At 69.0% G+C, this 15,446-nt stretch carries 11 protein-coding genes; 4 read left to right on the top strand and 7 right to left on the bottom strand.

The genetic code is table 11. The features are described from left to right. Positions 1-34 precede the first annotated feature (34 nt). Genes VF139_02455 through VF139_02445 form a run of 3 tightly spaced genes read left to right on the top strand, consistent with a single transcriptional unit; the run spans position 35 to position 2,988 of the window. On the top strand, positions 35-337 hold the full coding sequence (locus tag VF139_02455) for a DUF485 domain-containing protein (protein ID HEX6850241.1): 303 nt from the start codon (positions 35-37) through the stop codon (positions 335-337). An 8-nt stretch (positions 338-345) separates the two neighbouring features. Further along, positions 346-1,884, top strand: coding sequence for a sodium/solute symporter (locus tag VF139_02450; GenBank protein ID HEX6850240.1), 1,539 nt, complete (start codon positions 346-348; stop codon positions 1,882-1,884). 9 nt (positions 1,885-1,893) lie between these two features. Continuing rightward, positions 1,894-2,988, top strand: coding sequence for a porin (locus tag VF139_02445; GenBank protein HEX6850239.1), 1,095 nt, complete (start codon positions 1,894-1,896; stop codon positions 2,986-2,988). Positions 2,989-3,006: 18 nt separating this feature from the next. On the opposite strand, the gene VF139_02440 is transcribed toward VF139_02445, so the two are convergent. From VF139_02440 to VF139_02420, 5 genes are all read right to left on the bottom strand, one after another. Further along, the gene (locus VF139_02440) at positions 3,007-3,714 is read right to left on the bottom strand and encodes a transposase (protein ID HEX6850238.1); all 708 of its coding nucleotides are present in this window, start codon (positions 3,712-3,714) and stop codon (positions 3,007-3,009) included. Positions 3,715-3,895: 181 nt separating this feature from the next. Beyond that, complete coding sequence (locus tag VF139_02435; protein ID HEX6850237.1) at positions 3,896-6,250, bottom strand: MtrB/PioB family outer membrane beta-barrel protein; 2,355 nt, start codon at positions 6,248-6,250, stop codon at positions 3,896-3,898. A 19-nt stretch (positions 6,251-6,269) separates the two neighbouring features. Then, complete coding sequence (locus VF139_02430) at positions 6,270-7,175, bottom strand: DmsE family decaheme c-type cytochrome (GenBank protein HEX6850236.1); 906 nt, start codon at positions 7,173-7,175, stop codon at positions 6,270-6,272. Positions 7,176-7,247: 72 nt separating this feature from the next. Continuing rightward, complete coding sequence (locus tag VF139_02425) at positions 7,248-8,810, bottom strand: hypothetical protein (GenBank protein ID HEX6850235.1); 1,563 nt, start codon at positions 8,808-8,810, stop codon at positions 7,248-7,250. A 108-nt stretch (positions 8,811-8,918) separates the two neighbouring features. Next, positions 8,919-11,105, bottom strand: coding sequence for a hypothetical protein (locus VF139_02420; protein HEX6850234.1), 2,187 nt, complete (start codon positions 11,103-11,105; stop codon positions 8,919-8,921). 179 nt (positions 11,106-11,284) lie between these two features. Between VF139_02420 and VF139_02415 the strand changes: the two genes are divergently transcribed. After that, on the top strand, positions 11,285-13,795 hold the full coding sequence (locus VF139_02415; GenBank protein HEX6850233.1) for a DUF4388 domain-containing protein: 2,511 nt from the start codon (positions 11,285-11,287) through the stop codon (positions 13,793-13,795). Positions 13,796-13,801: 6 nt separating this feature from the next. On the opposite strand, the gene VF139_02410 is transcribed toward VF139_02415, so the two are convergent. After that, positions 13,802-13,936: a hypothetical protein gene (locus tag VF139_02410; GenBank protein HEX6850232.1), complete on the bottom strand. Its 135-nt coding sequence runs from the start codon at positions 13,934-13,936 to the stop codon at positions 13,802-13,804. A gap of 28 nt (positions 13,937-13,964) precedes the next feature. Further along, positions 13,965-15,446, bottom strand: a 1,482-nt coding sequence (locus VF139_02405; protein ID HEX6850231.1) for a BamA/TamA family outer membrane protein, incomplete at its 5' end; no start/stop codon positions are given.

Genomic DNA, 15,446 nt, shown 5'->3' with positions numbered 1-15,446 from the left:
GCGGCGAAACCTCGCGGCGGTTAGGAGGTGGGGCATGAAACGGTCGCCTCGCGAGATGCTCGATTCGGCGGAGTTCAAGCGCATGGTTTCCAAGCGCTGGGCCGTGTCGATCGTGCTGACGCTCGCGCTTTTCATCATGTATTACGGCTACATCCTGCTGATCGCGTGGGACAAGCCCTTCCTGGCGCGCAAGCTCGGCGAGTCCACCACCGTGGGCATCCCCGCCGGCGTCGGCGTCATCCTGATCTCCTGGGTCCTGACCGCGATCTACGTCGTGTGGGCGAACCGCCGGTACGACGTCGAGGTTCGGCGGCTCAAAGACCAGGTCGGCGAGTAGGGGGGGCCGTGGAAACCACTCTCGGAACCCCGACCGCCTCGGCGATCACGTTTTTTCTCATCATCGTCGCGTTGACGCTCGTCATCACCTACTGGGCGGCGAAACGCACGCGCTCGACCAAGGACTTCTACGCCGCGGGCCGCAGCGTGAGCGCCGTCCAGAACGGACTGGCGCTCGCGGGCGACTACATGAGCGCAGCCTCGTTCCTGGGAATCGCGGGCCTCGTCGCGATGAAGGGATACGACGGGATGATCTACGCGACCGGCTGGCTCGTCGGCTGGCCGGCGCTGATGTTCCTCGTCGCCGAGCCGCTGCGAAACCTGGGCAAGTACACCTTCGCGGACGTCGTCGCCTTCCGGCTCCGGCAGACGCCCGTGCGGATCGCGTCGGCGATCGGCGGCATCCTGACCGTGCTCTTCTACACGATCGCCCAGATGGTCGGGTCGGGGAACCTCATCAAGCTGATGTTCGGCATCCCCTACGAGTTCGCCGTCGTCATCGTGGGCGCGGTGATGCTGGCGTACGTCCTCTTCGGCGGCATGATCGCGACGACCTGGGTCCAGATCATCAAGGCGGTGCTGCTGCTCGGCGGCGTGACGGTCCTGACGCTGATGGTCCTCGCGAAGTTCGGCTTCAACCCCGGCACGCTCTACGGCGCGGTGTCGGCGAAGTACGGTCAGGCCGCGCTCGAGCCCGGCGGACTCGTGACGAATCCGATCGACGCGGTGTCGCTCGGGCTCGCCCTGATGTTCGGCCTGCTCGGGCTCCCGCACATCCTGATGCGCTTCTACACGGTGCCCGACGCGAAGGCCGCGCGCGTGTCGGTGCTCTACGCGACCGGCTTCATCGGTTACTTCTACATCATCATCCCGATCGTCGGTTTCGGCGCGGCGGCGCTCGTCGGTCGCGACGTCATCGCGGCGATCGACAAGGGCGGGAACATGGCGGCGCCGCTCCTGGCCGAGCAGCTCGCCGGAACCCCGTTCCTCGGGTTCATCGCGGCCGTCGCGTTCGCGACGATCCTCGCGGTGGTCGCCGGACTCACCCTGGCGGGCGCCTCGGCGCTGTCGCACGACATCTACGTCAGCGTGATCAAGCGCGGGCAGGCCAGCGAGACCGAGCAGGTCAAGGTCGCGCGCTGGGCGACCGTGGTCTTCGGCATCTTCGCGGTGATGCTCGGCATCGTGTTCAAGGACCAGAACGTCGCGTTCATGGTCGGCCTCGCGTTCGCCATCGCGTGCAGCGCGAACTTCCCCTCGCTGCTGCTCTCCATCGTGTGGAGACGGTTCACGACCGCCGGTGCCGTGGCCTCGATCCTGACCGGTTCGATCCTCACGGTCATCCTCATCACGATCAGCCCGACGGTGTGGGTGGACATCTTCAAGAACAAGGAAGCGCTGTTCGGGCTCAAGAACCCCGCGATCGTGTCGATGACGGCCTCGTTCGTCGTCGGCATCCTCGTGTCGCTCCTGACGAAGGAGGACACCGCATCGGCCAAGTTCGACGACGAGAAGTTGCGGACGTACCTCGGCATCGGCGCCGAGTAGGAGGACACGGTGATCGCACGACGTTTCATCCTGGCGGGCGCCGCGTTCCTCGCGTGTTCGGCCCCCGCGTTCGCGCAGTTGCAGATCGAGAGCAAGGACGGCAAGGCGTCGATGAAACTGGGCTTCCTGCTCCAGGCCCAGGGAGAGGCGCTCGAGATGCCCGACGGCGAAGGGACCTCGCAGAACCTGTTCCTGCGCCGGTTCCGCATCCTGTTCGGCGGGAAGGTCGCGGAGAAGTGGCTGTTCTTCTTCGAGACCGACAGCCCGAACATCGGCAAGACCGATCCCGACACGGAGGCGAACCCCACCGGCGCCAAGGGGTCGAGCGACGTGTACATCCAGGACGCGTTCCTCACCTACGACCACGCCGACGCGTTCAAGGTCGACGCGGGGATGATGCTGTTCCCGCTGTCGCACAACCACATCCAGAGCGCGGCAACGCTGCTCCCGGTGGACTACGGCCCCTACTCGTTCCTGGAGAGCACCGCCGCCGGCGAGCGCGTCGGACGCGACTACGGCGTCCAGGTCCGCGGGTATCCGTTCGGCAAGAAGCTCGAGTACCGGCTGGGGGTCTTCCAGGGGGTCCGCGGCCCGGGGGCGCAGAACGCGTTCCGCACCAGCGGTCGGCTCGTGTGGTACCCGTTCGAGGCGGAGACCGGGTTCTTCTACGGCGGGACGTACCACGGCACGAAGAAGATCCTCGCGATCGGCGCATCCTACGACGTGCAGAAGGACTACGCGTTGTACGGCGCCGACGTGTTCTGGGACTGGCCGATCGCCGGCGGCCAGCAGGGCATCACGATCCAGGCCGACTACACGTCGATCGACGGCGGCACGTTCATGACGTCGCTGGCGAAGCAGACCGCCGGGCTCGTCGAGCTCGGGTATCACTTCGGCAAGGGGCGGTTCTCCCCGTTCGTGCAGTACGCGGCGCGCGATTTCGACGACGCGGCGACCGCCGACCAGGACGTCGCCGGCGTGGGCTTCGCGTGGTGGATGAAGGGGCACCAGCGCAGCCTGAAGGCCAGCGCGGCCCGGATCTCCACCGACGGACTCCCCGACCGCAACCAGTTCCTCATTCAACTCCAGCTGTTCCAGTTCTAGAAAAGGGTAGAAAAGGGGTCAGGCCCCTTTTTCTTTCAAATTCACGGAGAGGCCTCGGCGCGAGCCGGGGCCTCGTGGTCTACCCCTCGGTCGAAGCGTCGACTCGAGCCCGAGTCGTTCCGCCGTCCCGCGAGCCCAACTCGCTTCGCCGAACGGCGCTCCCTTCTCGGACGACTGCCGCAGCTTGGCGAGCTCCTCCGGCGCCTGCTCCGCGTTGACGTACTCGATCCAGCGCTGCGGCAGCGCCACCGGTGCGGCGACGATGAGCCCGTGCCATCCCGGGAGCCCTTCGCGTTCTCGGATGCTGGACCACGGCCATTCCTCCGCGCTCGCCACGAGACGCGCCCGCACCGGATTCCGCTCGACGTATCGGATCACACTGAGGAGATGGCGATCCGGCTGCGCCGGGAAGGACTTGAATCGACCCTGCCACACGTGGCCGGACGTCCCGCGCCTCTCTCGATGCAATTGAGCGTGGACCGAGAACACCCAGTGCATGAACTTCGACAGTGCGCCGTGCGCGTCGGGTCTCAGGACGAGGTGCGCGTGGTTGGGCATGACGCACCACGCGACGATCGAGACTGGAATTCGCCTCGAAGCCTGCCGCAGCAGGTCCGCGAAACGGTCGTAGTCGCGTGCTTCGTGGAACAGGCGCTCGCGACGGACGGCCCGATTGAGCGCATGAAAGTGGACGCCCGGCAAGGACAGTCGGGGTTTCCTGGGCACGGGTACGAGCTTCCGGAGGCGGGGACCTGCCCCCGGATCGTGACGTCGCTCGCGGCGCGGTGTCAAGCCGGCGGACGGGTGGCGCCGTCTCCTACGCGCAACCCGAACCGGACGCCGTCGAGACGTCGGCCCCACCCAGCCCACGACTCTGAAAGAAAAAGGGGCCTGACCCCTTTCTTCGCTATCTCGTCCAGGCGAGGGAAACGGCGACGGCGTTGTTCGAGTAGTTCGGGGTCGCCTGGCCGTTGAGGATCACGTTGTTGGACGAGGTCGGGGTCGCGTTGTCGTACGCCCAGTCCTTCTGGTCGAGCCTCTCGTACCAGTAGTTGATCCGCAGGGCGAAGGCCGCGCCGAGCTTCCACCGGCCGAACGCCTGCCACGACTGCAACCTGGCGACCGTATCGGGCACGGGCGTCGGCGCCGCGAGGGCCGGAACATCGGGGGCCGCGACGGTCCAGTTCGCGTCCACGACCTGCGTCGTGGCGCCGCGGCCGTCGTTGCCGACGTACTGGACGCCGCCGTCGAACCTCGCCCCCTCCGGATGGAATCCCAGGCCCACGCCCAGGGTCTTGTCGGTGTAGTCGAGATTCACGAACCAGTTGCGGTTCGTGCTCGTGCTCTGGGGATACTTCGCGGTCGCGGCCGGATTCCCCGAATACTGCCGACCGGCCTGGTCGTTCACGTATTCGGAGTTCGTGTAGAACGCATACGCCGACCACGACTTCACCGGCGTCCACTGGATGTCGGCGGTCCACGACTCGCCGTCCGCGGCCGTGCGCCCCTGGCATTGCGACGGGAACGTGTACGCGGGCACGACGCCCAGAAGGACCTGGTCGTTCGGGCCGCCACAGTCCGGCCCCCCATGGTCGAGCGCGTAGCGATCGAAGTAGAGCTGGATTGCGATCTTGTCCGAGGGGGTGATCGTCCCCATCACGCGGACCTGCTCGCGATCGTAGTCGCTCACGTAATACTGCCGAAGCGTCGGGAGGTTGTCGTAGAGGGTCGCGGCGACATACGTCGGCTCGTACCCTTCGGCGAACGGCCGGGCGTTGTCGTGGTCCGAACCCGTCCGCTCCGAGACGGAGTAGCGGACCGACCCCGTGAAGAACTCGGACATGGTCCGGCGCACCTCGAGATCGAAGCGGTCGGTCGTGGTCTCCGCGCGCAGCTCCCCCTCCGCCGGCTCGTACTCGACCTTCTTGGTCTCGTATTCGCCGCGGACGAGCCACCGGGGCGCGAACGCCCAGTCGGCGCCGAGGCGCCAGCGGGTCTCCGAGCCTCCGAGCGCCACGTTGACGCGCGCGCGGCTCGAGCCGACCGGGCTCGCATCCTGGATCAGCGAGTCGCCGCCGATGTAGAGGTACTGCGCCGTCGGCGTGTTGTTGTCGTGTTCGCTCGCGTGCACGCTCGCGCGGATCGTGATGTTCTTCGCGAACTTGCCGACGTAGGCGACGTCGTAGAGGGCGTGCTGGATCTCCCCGTCGAGCGAGGTGCGCGGAAGCGCCGTCGCCGGCGTGGGATACAGATCCGGGTTGACGCTGTACGGCCGGAACGCGTCGTTCTGGGTGAGCGTGGAGAACGCGACGGTGCCGGTGATCCGGTGGTTCCGGTTGAAGTTGAACCCGCCGGTCGCCTGCCAGTGCTCGTACGCGTTGTCGGGATACAGCTCGAGCAACCCCTGACCGCCCGCCTCGAATCCTGCGGCGGCGCTCCAGCCGGAGATGGTGTTGTACGGGTTGGCCCACTGCAGCGTGTTCGAGTCGGACGCGTAGTCCGACCTCGTGTAGAGGAAGTTCGCCTGCCACTTCTCGCCCCGGTAGCGGACGATCGCCTCGGCGCTCGACGTGCCGTCGTCGATCTCGTACGGGACCAGCACGGCGCGCGGGTTGCCGCCGGAGTTGCCGATCACGGCGCCGATGATGCGATTGCCGTCGCGGCGGAGCTGCTGCCAGCCCAGCTCGGCGACCCAGGCCTTGGCGAAGTGCCAGCCACCGCCGAAGCGCAGGACGTCGCGTCCCTGCTCGATGGCGAAGGTCTTGAGGTACGGGTCGATCGACGCGGCGCTGGTCGGGGGCTGCCCGGGAAGGCCGGGGAAGGCCGCGGGGAGCGTCAGCACCGGGCCCCCGAGCCCGTCGTGAATGAACCGCGCGTCGCTCCACTGCGCGCGGTTGAGCTGGAGGAAATCGGCGTCGACGAACCAGACTCCCTGGGCGCCGAACCGCGCGCCGACGCTTCGCGAATCGAGTCCGAGATTCGTCGCGGCTACCGACCACGCGTTGCGGCCGCCGAGCTTCCCGCCCCAGAAGAGGTTCAGGAGCGCGTAGGCGCCCTCGTCGGTGAGGCCGGTGTATTCGCCGAACTTGTACGCATCGTCGGTGGTGTACACGGCGCCGAGCTCGACGTTGTTCCCGGAGTACCGGGTCATGTCCGCATCGGGATACAGCGGGACCTGCTGCAGGGGTTCGGCCGACGCGACGGCCCAGCCGAGCGCGAGCACGAGGACCGGGGCGCCGAGGATCTTCGTGTTGGTCGACATGCGTGGCCTCCGTCGCGCCTCAGCGGGTGAACCGCGCACCGGAAGGATGGTTGGAGCCATGGACCTTCGGATGGCAGTTCAGGCAGCTGGATCCGAGCATCTTGTCGAAGCTCGTCCCGGACGGAGCGCCGGGAAGGTTGTTGCCGCTGTAGAGCGTGGAGGGGTGGTTGGGGTTGGCGTGGCACTGCTGGCAGAGGTACGGGCCGCGCGCGCGGAGCAGCGGCGGATTGTTCGACCCGTGCGGGTTGTGGCACTCGGCGCAGTTCTCGCGCGCCGGCGGGTGTTCCCAGAGGAACGGGCCGCGCTTGTCGGCGTGACACTGCGCGCAGGTCTCGTTCACGGTGTTCTTCACGAGCTGCGCTTCGGCGATCGAGCCGTGCGGGTTGTGGCAGTTCGAGCACGTCATCGTCCCGCTGCGCAGCGGGTGCGTCGAGGTGCGGAACAGGTCGGCGCGGACGTCCTTGTGGCAGTTCGAGCAGACGCCCGCCTGGGTCTCCTTGACGAGCACCTGGTCCTTCGCCGCGTGGGGATCGTGACAGTCGGCGCAGGCGACCTTCGAGCGGTCGTGGGCGCTGCCCACCCAATGCATCTGGTTCCCGCCCTGGTGGCAGTTCATGCAGGCCGCGTTCTGGGCGTCGACGTTCCGCCCCCTGCCGAAGAGCACGGCCGGCTTGGCCGACGCGGGATCCTCCGCGTGCCTGGAGGCGTCGCCGTGGCACGCCTCGCAGGCCCGGCCGCTGCCGAACGGCGTGCGTGCGTCCTCGCCGTTCCCGTGCTTCACCTTCGCCATGCCCTCGTAGAGGTCGGCGTGGCACGTCGCGCAAACCGGCGGCTCCTCGGCGTTCGCCCGTCCGGCGAGTCCGACGACCGCCCCGAGGATCAGCGCGACCGTCCCGCGGCGGTACCGTTTCATCCCTCGATGCATGGATTCCCTTCCTTCCGCGCGCGTCGGGATCGCGGGAGCCTACCCAATTGATGTCCGGGACGGAAGGGCCTTTTACCAGGGGGTGGTCCCGGCCGGGGTCACCCCGAGGATCGAGTATTGGCGGGGGGTCTCGGACAGACCCGCGCCCGAATCGATCCAGTTCGGGGTCGGCACTTCGTCGAGCTGCGTCCAGAACTCGCGGGGCTCCGAGGCACTCGACGCCGCCAGCACGAGGTACGACGTGGCGCCGGGAACCGGGTCCCAATCGAGCAGGACGTCCGCACCGACCCGGCGCAGGCGCAACGAACGGATCGGCGCGATCGCCCGGAGCTGCGGGGTCACCACATTCGCGAGAGGCTGGTCCTTCAGCGCCTGGTAGGCGGCGCCGGTGTCCGCGTCCCCGGTCCCCGCGCACAGCGGGTACATCCGGAATCCGAGGTCGATCCGGTCGAGAGGATCGCCGATGAGGTCGCGCATCTCGAAACCTTGCGCACCGTACGCCGAGTTGTCCTCGTCGTCGTAGAACGCCGTCAGCGCGTCGTCGTAGCTCGTGTCGTCGCGGTAGAAGTTCCGCTTGCTTCCGTAGAACGGCGACGGCGGGGCGTCGTACAGCACCACGAACCCCCCGAGCGGGGTGCGGACGAGCGACCAGGGCTGGAACGTGATCCCCCCCGATTCCGGAACGCCGTCCACCGACAGGCCGGCCGGGAACGCCGGGGTGAACAGGCGCGCATTGCCGATCGGCAGCAGGTCGAAGTAGATCGCGATCGCGGGGATCGGGTGGACGCGCAGCATCACGTTACGGTCCCAGCGCTCGCGATACATGACGTCGTAGTGGATCGTGTTGATGGCGCTCGCGGCGCCCCGCACGTATCGGATCGCCCGGATCGGCCCCGAGTATCCCCCCATGTACTCCGAGCTGGCGTTCCATTCCTGCTCGCTCTCGTTGTCCAGATTCCTTCCGGCGCGCCCCTTGAATCGGTCGATCAGATCGACTCCGGCGCCGCACGGTGCTTCGACCGCGTACCCCGTCGCCAGCCAGCGGTCCACGAAGACGATCCGCTGCGAAGCCGTCGACACCGTCGTGTTCGCCGCTCCGTTCCAGCTGACGTAGGCGAGGCCGGACGTCGGGAGATCGTTGCCGGTGAAGACGTAGAACCGACGCTGCGGGACGGGGGCGTCCGGGCGCGGATCGTTCACGACGATCTCGAATCGCTCCTCGTCCGCTGCGGGCGGCCAGCTGTCGAGGGGGGCCTGCGCCCCGCCGTCCCCGAACCGCACGACGATCTCGTCGTCGGCGTCGAACAATCCGTCGTCCTCGCCGGCGACGTCGTGGATCGTCTCCACGAAGGTCCCGGACGGCGCCGCGTCGAAGGTCTTGGCGATGCGTTCGTCGATCTGGAAGGGGATGGGCTCGTAGTGGAGCGAGGTGCCGTTCCAACGCATGACGACCATCGACGTGATGGGTTGACCGGCGAGCGCCGGGAAGGACGCGCCGCTGAGCACGACGGGTTCTTCGTCGCGCACGATCGCGGCGAGCACCGACGCCTGCCCGGTCTCCGCAATCGAAGGGGCCGCGGCGAGCAGAGCCAGGGTCGCCGCCAGCCCCCACAGGACCCGACGATTCCAGGTCATCGCACGTCACCCCCTGGGGGAGGGGAGGTGAGCGTACGCCGCCTTGACCCGATGCGGCAATAACAAAGATCTAGGGGGGCGCCCCGGTGGGGCGCCCCCGTTTGGCGACTATTGACCCGAGGACGAAATGCAGGCTGAAACCGCGCTTTCGCAAGCCCCCTGGGCGCCCCGCGCCTGCACCCGGTAGAAGACCGGGAGCCCGGCGGGGAGGCCGTCGTCGACGTACGAGGTCGCCGGAGATGCGACGGTGGCAATGACGTTCTGGGAGAAATCGCAGCCGACCTCGCTCCGCAGGACGTAGTAGCTCGAAGCACCGGCCACCGCCGACCAGGAGACGGTCACCGCCCCGGACCCCGCCGTCGTCCCGATCGTCGGCTTCGCGAGCGCCGGGCAAACCGAGCTGTTCAGATTCGAGGCGTCCGCGGCCGACCCGCAGGCGATGTTGTGGCGCGCGAAGGCGGAGTGGATCGCCGCCGCGTGGGGGGTGCCGTTCGCGAGGTTCCCGTCGTCGTCGTCCGCGTTGCGCAGCTTGTTGAACCACGACGAGGCGTTGCAGCCGTCCGACGACGATCCGCCGGAGACGCAATTGAACGCCGCCCCCCCGGAACCCTGGCGCGACTGGTAGAACAACCGCTCGGCGAGCTGCCACGAGGTCTCCGCGTCGAGCCCGGAGGCAGGCAGGTCGCGGGTCGCGAGGTCGAAGATCGCCTCGCTCGGGACGTACGACTCGCAGTGGACCTCGCGACCGCACGGACCGCCGCCCCCGCCGCACAGCGTGGCGGTGAAGTTCTGCGGCGTCGCGGCGATGTTGCGCGTCCGCGCGGCGTAATCCATGTCGCGGATGCCGCTGCAGGTGCGGCACGAATCGCCGTACCCCGAACAGGTGCCGCTCTGGAAGAACCCCCGGCCGACGCACGAGTTCCGCTCCTGGAGGATCGCGATCACGTCGGCGTAGGCCTCGGACGGGTTGTCGTAGTTGCCGCCGTCGTTCTGATCGAGGCCGTGGCCGTATTCGTGATTGACCACGCCGGCGATCTCACCCGCGTTGCGGCACCCACCGCCGGACCGGTAGAAGTTGACGCTCCCGTTCCAGAAGGCGTTGCAGTTCCCCGAGGTGTTCGGCTTCGTGGTGAGCTGCTGGGTCACCCACGTGTTCGCCGGAAGCCAGAAGCGGGCCTTCTCCTTGATCCGGTTGAGGTGGTAGTACCCGGTGCGCGCGGCGTGCGTGTTCCCCGAGGTTCCCTGCGGGGAGGTGCAGTCCGTCCCGGCGCTCGTCCCGAAATCGATGCCGCTGCTGCAGCTCCCGGAGACGACGCCGTTGCCGCAGAGGTCCTGCGTGCGCACGTACCGCCCGACCAGCATCGCCTCGGAGCGCTTGGCCCCCTTGGTGCAGCCGAACAGGCCCATGTCCCCGGTCGCGACCGGGCTCCGCCCGACGGTCACGTCGATGTACGGCATCGGGTACCCGCCGAGCTCGCAGCCTCCGTCGGCACAGTTCAAGTCGTTCGAGACGGGGTACACGCCCCCTTCGACCGCCGCGTAAAGGTGCTCGTCGTAGAAGGCGAGGACGCGGCCGTTGTCGGCGTCCACCTTCCCGACCCAGGTCCCGCGCTCGCCGTCCACGCGCAGGGCGAACGACCACGCGAGTCGGTGCTCGAACGTCCCCGCATCCCCCGGGACCGCGAGGTAGGAGCGGGTGCCCGGCCGTACGGTCTCGACACGATCGGTCGGCTCCAGACCCATGTAGCCCCGGAGGATCGTCAGGGCGGCGTCGCGCTCGAGTCGAGGCTGGCCGGCCGGTGCGCCGGTCCCCCAGCGATCGGTGCCGAACGAGACGAGGTTCCCGCGGTTCACATAGAAGGTCAGTCGCTCGCCCTCGACGGGAACGCCGCCGATCGAACGGTTGAAGACGACCACGAAACGGCCGGGCTCGATCGCGCCCGAGCCGTCGGCGTCGAGGACCAGCTGCGACGGGTCGATCCGCATCCAGGCGCGTCCCGCGGCGACGAACTCCCGCGCGAGCGTCTCGAGCCGCCGCCCGTCGAACGGATCGGACGCGCCGAGCCACGGAACCCCGCTCCCCTGGGCGAGCATGGGAGTGCCCGTGCGGCGGTCGAACCAGACGCTCCAGCCCTCGACGCCCTCCGGAGCCCCCGCGACGACCCCGAGGGTCGCCGACGGGTCATGAACGACGAGGGCGTCGAATCGCGACGCCTCCGGGACGATGGCCGCCGAAACGACCCCCGCGGCCAGGACACAACACGCCCCTGCTATGGCACGACGCCAATTCCTCATTTCGAGATTTCCCCCGGTGGACCGTCCGGCTGGAGGGCCGGACCCCAGTCCCCGCCCCCTTTTTATGGGCAATCGGAATGTGCGGCAACGGATTTCTTGACCCGCGGCGGACGGGAACCGAACATTCCCAGCCCGACTCCGGCGGATTTCCGGCCGGGAAGGGGCGAGGTTCCTCTTCGATGTCCGAACTGGGCGCGCAAGCTGAATTCCGCGAAGCGGCGCTGGAAATGCACCGCTACCTCTCCGGCGACATCGCGCCGATGATGGTGGCGGACACCTTCGAGCTGCTCGCCGGGAACCCGCCGGAGCTGACGGCCCGCATCGTCGGCTCCTGGATCCACTCCCAGTACGCGCGCGGGGGCGGAAGCGTCGCCGATCTCGTCTTCCACGCCCTCACGAAGGTCCACCAACTGTCCGAGTTCGGCCTCGTGACCCAGGACCGGATGATCCGGTTCCTCCAGGCACTGAGCGTGATGCTCCTTCCCCTCTGTCCGGAGGAGGAGCGCGCCGACCTCAAGGTCCGGCTCAGCCGCATCGGAGAGGTCGAGACGACCACGACCTCCAGGGTCGAGATCCTCCACCGCCCCGCCGGCGCGCCGGCGGCCCCCACCGCGGCGGCCCCCGCCAAGGCGGCGGCCTCGACCGACGTCGCCCTCGAGCGCGGGATGCGCAAGTTGACCCTCCTGCTCGAGCGCCTGGGGGCCGTCGTCCCGGCGGGCGAGCCGTCCGTTCCCGGGACGATCCCCACGGCGGGACCCGCGGGAGGCCCCGCGCTCGACCCGGCGATCCTCGCCCAGGTCCTCACGACCGCCGCCCTCGAGGCGCGAACGGGGGCCGAGCTCGAGACCTACCTCGGCCGCGTTCGCCAGCAGGGGCTGGCCGCTCCGATCGGCGAAGTGTTCCGCGCCCTCGGCAGGAGCCTTCCGGGGTGGATGCTCGCTCCGACGAGCGAGGAGTCCGCCGCGGCGATTCCCAAGGCCAAGCCGATCGAGGCGATGCACAAGCTCGTCGCGCTCGCCCCCGACGCCGTCGAGGCCGGCCGGCGCGTCGGCGAGATGACTTACGCGGCGATCGAGCAGTTCAACGAGGGACGCCTCGCCCAGGCGGTCGCGATCCTCGACGAGGTGTCGCGGCTGATCGCCGACCACAAGACCGACCCGTCGATGGTCGGCACCGTGCTCGGCCAGGCGCAGGCGACGTTGTCGGAAACGACGCTCAAGCGATTCTCGGAGAGTGCCGACAAGCATCCGTTGCTGCGTCGTGTGCTGGCGTTCTTCCCGGGCTGGCGTCCCGACGGCATCCTCGACGCGCTCGACGGGGAGGAGAAGCGGGACCGCCGGAAGCTCCTCCTCAGCCTGTACGCCGTCCACGGCGACGACGGGCGCGCTCCGCTGCTCTCGCGCCTGGACGCGTACGGCCGCGGCGAGGTGCGCGACGCGAACGGCTGGTACAAGCGCAACCTGATCTTCCTGCTGCGCCGCCTCCCGGACGCCGGGCCGGACGCCCTGCACGAGACGTTGCCGCACCTCGAGGCGGCGCTCGGACTCGGCGAGCCGCCGATGGTCGTCAAGGAGGCGATCGGCGCGCTCGGCCAGGTGAAGAACCCGGAGGCCGAGGCGATCCTCATCGCGCGCCTCAAGTCGCTCGAGAAGGAGCTGGCCGACGGGAGGGCCCACCTCGACGAGAACACCGTCGAGGCCCTCGACCGGTTGTGCGCGGGGATCGCCCGTCAGGGAACGGTCAACGCGATCCGCACCGTCGTCGGGCACGCCTTCTCCGGCGCGGCGAACCTCGGGGACACGTACGCCCGCCTCGACTATCTCTCGCGGCAGGACCTTTCGATCGACCCGCAGCAGCTCGCCGTGCTCCTCGAGGCCGTGCGCGCGGGCCTTCCCGCGAAGCTCCTCGGATTCGTCCGCAAGCGGCCGCCTGAGGAGACGCTGCACCTGATCCGGGCGATCTCCGGGACGCCGACCCCGGAGGTACGCGGCATCCTGCGCGAGGTCACCGAGCGGTTCGACGGCAAGGGGATCGGCGAGGAGGCGGCGAAGGCCCTGGCGAAGCTCGACGCGAAGCCCGCGACCGCCCCGGCGGCTTCCTCCGGCGGTTCCGCCCCGTCGTCTCCCGCGACGGGCGAGGCGCTCTCCGGCGACCTCGAGCTCTTCGCCCTGCCGACGCTCCTCCAGTCGCTGGCCGATTCGCAGTCCAGCGGCGAGATCGTCTTGTTCGACCGGTCGTCGACCAAGCGGGCCTCGATCTCCCTCGCGAAGGGGCGCATCGTCGCCGCCGAGGTCGGCAAGCTGCGCGGCGAGGTGGCCGTCTACCAGGTCCTCGAGCGCCCCTTCCCCGGGACCTTCGTCGTCCGAACCGGCGGCCGCCCGGCGGTCGACGGCGGGGACGGCCTCGACGTGATCGGCGTGATGCTCGAGGGGCTGCGCCGGCACGACGAGTACCAGCAGGCCCGCACGATCGTGCCGGACGGGATGACCTTCGAGGCGGTCGGGATCAAGCCGACTCCCCCCGAGGAGGAAACCGACGTCGAGCTGCTCAAGCGGGTGTGGCAGCAGGCGGCCACCGGAATCGCCGCCGACGTCGTGGAGAACGCTCTCGACGTCGACGGCTACCGCATCCGGCGCATGTACTCCCACTGGCTCGAGGCGGGCGCCCTCAAGAGCAAGGCGAAGGGGTAGCCCCGCTCATATCCCCGCGGCGGCCATCTTCACGGCGGCGTTTCTCAGCTTGTAGATCGACGACTCGCACCTGTCCCTGTCGTACCACGGCGTCGCGACGAGCTCCTCTCTCGGGATGACCTCGGACCCCTTGGCGTTCATCTCGTCACGGGCGGTTCCTTGGAGCGTCCTAGAACGAGCGACCGACCGTCAGGTAGAAACGGTCCCCGCCTCCCTCCGCGACGCCGTACGCGAGGAAGACCGGTCCCGCGAACGTGTCGAGTCCGAGGATGACGGTCGTTCCGTGGCGCAGGTCGTCGAGCGACGCCGCGCTCCTCGACTCCCAGGTGTTGCCGATCTCGAACAGCGTGCCGACGTAGATCCCCTCCCCGAACCCCGCGGGAAGCGTCGCGATCCGGAAGTGATACCCGACGCGGCCGACGGCGAACACCTGCCCCCGCAGCTCCCCTTGCGAGAAGCCGCCCAGGGACAGCAGTCCGCCGATCGCGAACTCGTCGTAGACGGGGAGCGTGCTCCCGAGATTCGTCCCGGCGTCGACTCCGAAGAAGACGGTGTGCCGCCCGCGGTTGACGAACTTCGCCCCGCCGAACTGGACCCGGTCGTATTGCGCGTCCGACCCGAGCGCCTCGCGGGAGAAGCCGCCCTGGACCCCGAACACGAATCCCTTCCGCGGGATCGCAGGCCGGTCGATCGTCCCCACCGCGAACGCGAACCGGAATCCTCCCGAATCGACGTCGAACGACGGCAGATCGGCGGCCCCGGTCTCCACCGTGGCCTCGACCTTCTGACGCGCGACGCCGACGCGGATCTCGCCGAACCGCCCGAACTGGGCGCCGACGTCGATCCCGCCGCCCGCCCAGCGGACGTCGTATTCCGCGATCTTCGTGCCGTCGAGGAAGATCGGCTGGTTCGCCCGCTCGGCGGACAGCCACGGGGCGACGAACCAGCGCCCGCGGAAGTCGAGCGGCTGGTAGAGCTCGGTAAAGGCGCGCTGGAGCGAGCCCAGCTGGAGCTCCGATCGCCACTCGCCCCCCCGCGCGTTCAACCGCGTGCGCGTGATGCCGACTCGCGCGCCGTACGCCGCGTCCCCCTCGAGGTCGTCCACCACCTCGACCCCGAACCGGATGTACGTCGGCCCCCACGGCTTCTCGCGGACGTCGAACGTCAGCACGTTCCCGTCCGGAGCGGGCCGCACGTCGAAGGAAACCCGCTGGAAGTCGTCGAGCCCGAAGACGCGGGCCATGTCCTCGCGAAGGACGGCGAGGTCGAGCGGCGCGCCGACACGCGTCCGGACCCGACCGAGCACGACGCGCGGGTCCACGATGTCGGTTCCTTCGACGCGGATCTCGGAGACGACCGGACTCGCGGGTGGAGGCTCCCCGCGCCCGCGCCGCCGCAGGTGCTCGGACCAGCCCGCCTCGTCGAGCGCGTAGCGCGACAGCTCCGGGGCCGCGGCCTTCGCCGCCGCGCTTCCGCGTTCGATCGCCTCCCCGATGAGCTCGAACGCGCCGGAGCTGATCTCGGACAGCTCCGGCGCGATCACGACGTCCGCCCGCGTGAGCGAGTCGAGCGTGTTCCGGCGTGTCAGGAAGGTCGTGGTCTGGTTCAGTACGGCGAACAGGGAGCCGAGCCGCTCCCGCGTCGCGAGGGG

It is taken from the genome of Candidatus Polarisedimenticolaceae bacterium (assembly GCA_036376135.1).
In the GTDB taxonomy this organism is placed as follows: Bacteria; Acidobacteriota; Polarisedimenticolia; order Polarisedimenticolales; family DASRJG01; genus DASVAW01.
The sequence above is the reverse complement of the archived record's forward strand: the minus strand, read 5'-3'. Positions and strand labels throughout refer to the sequence as shown.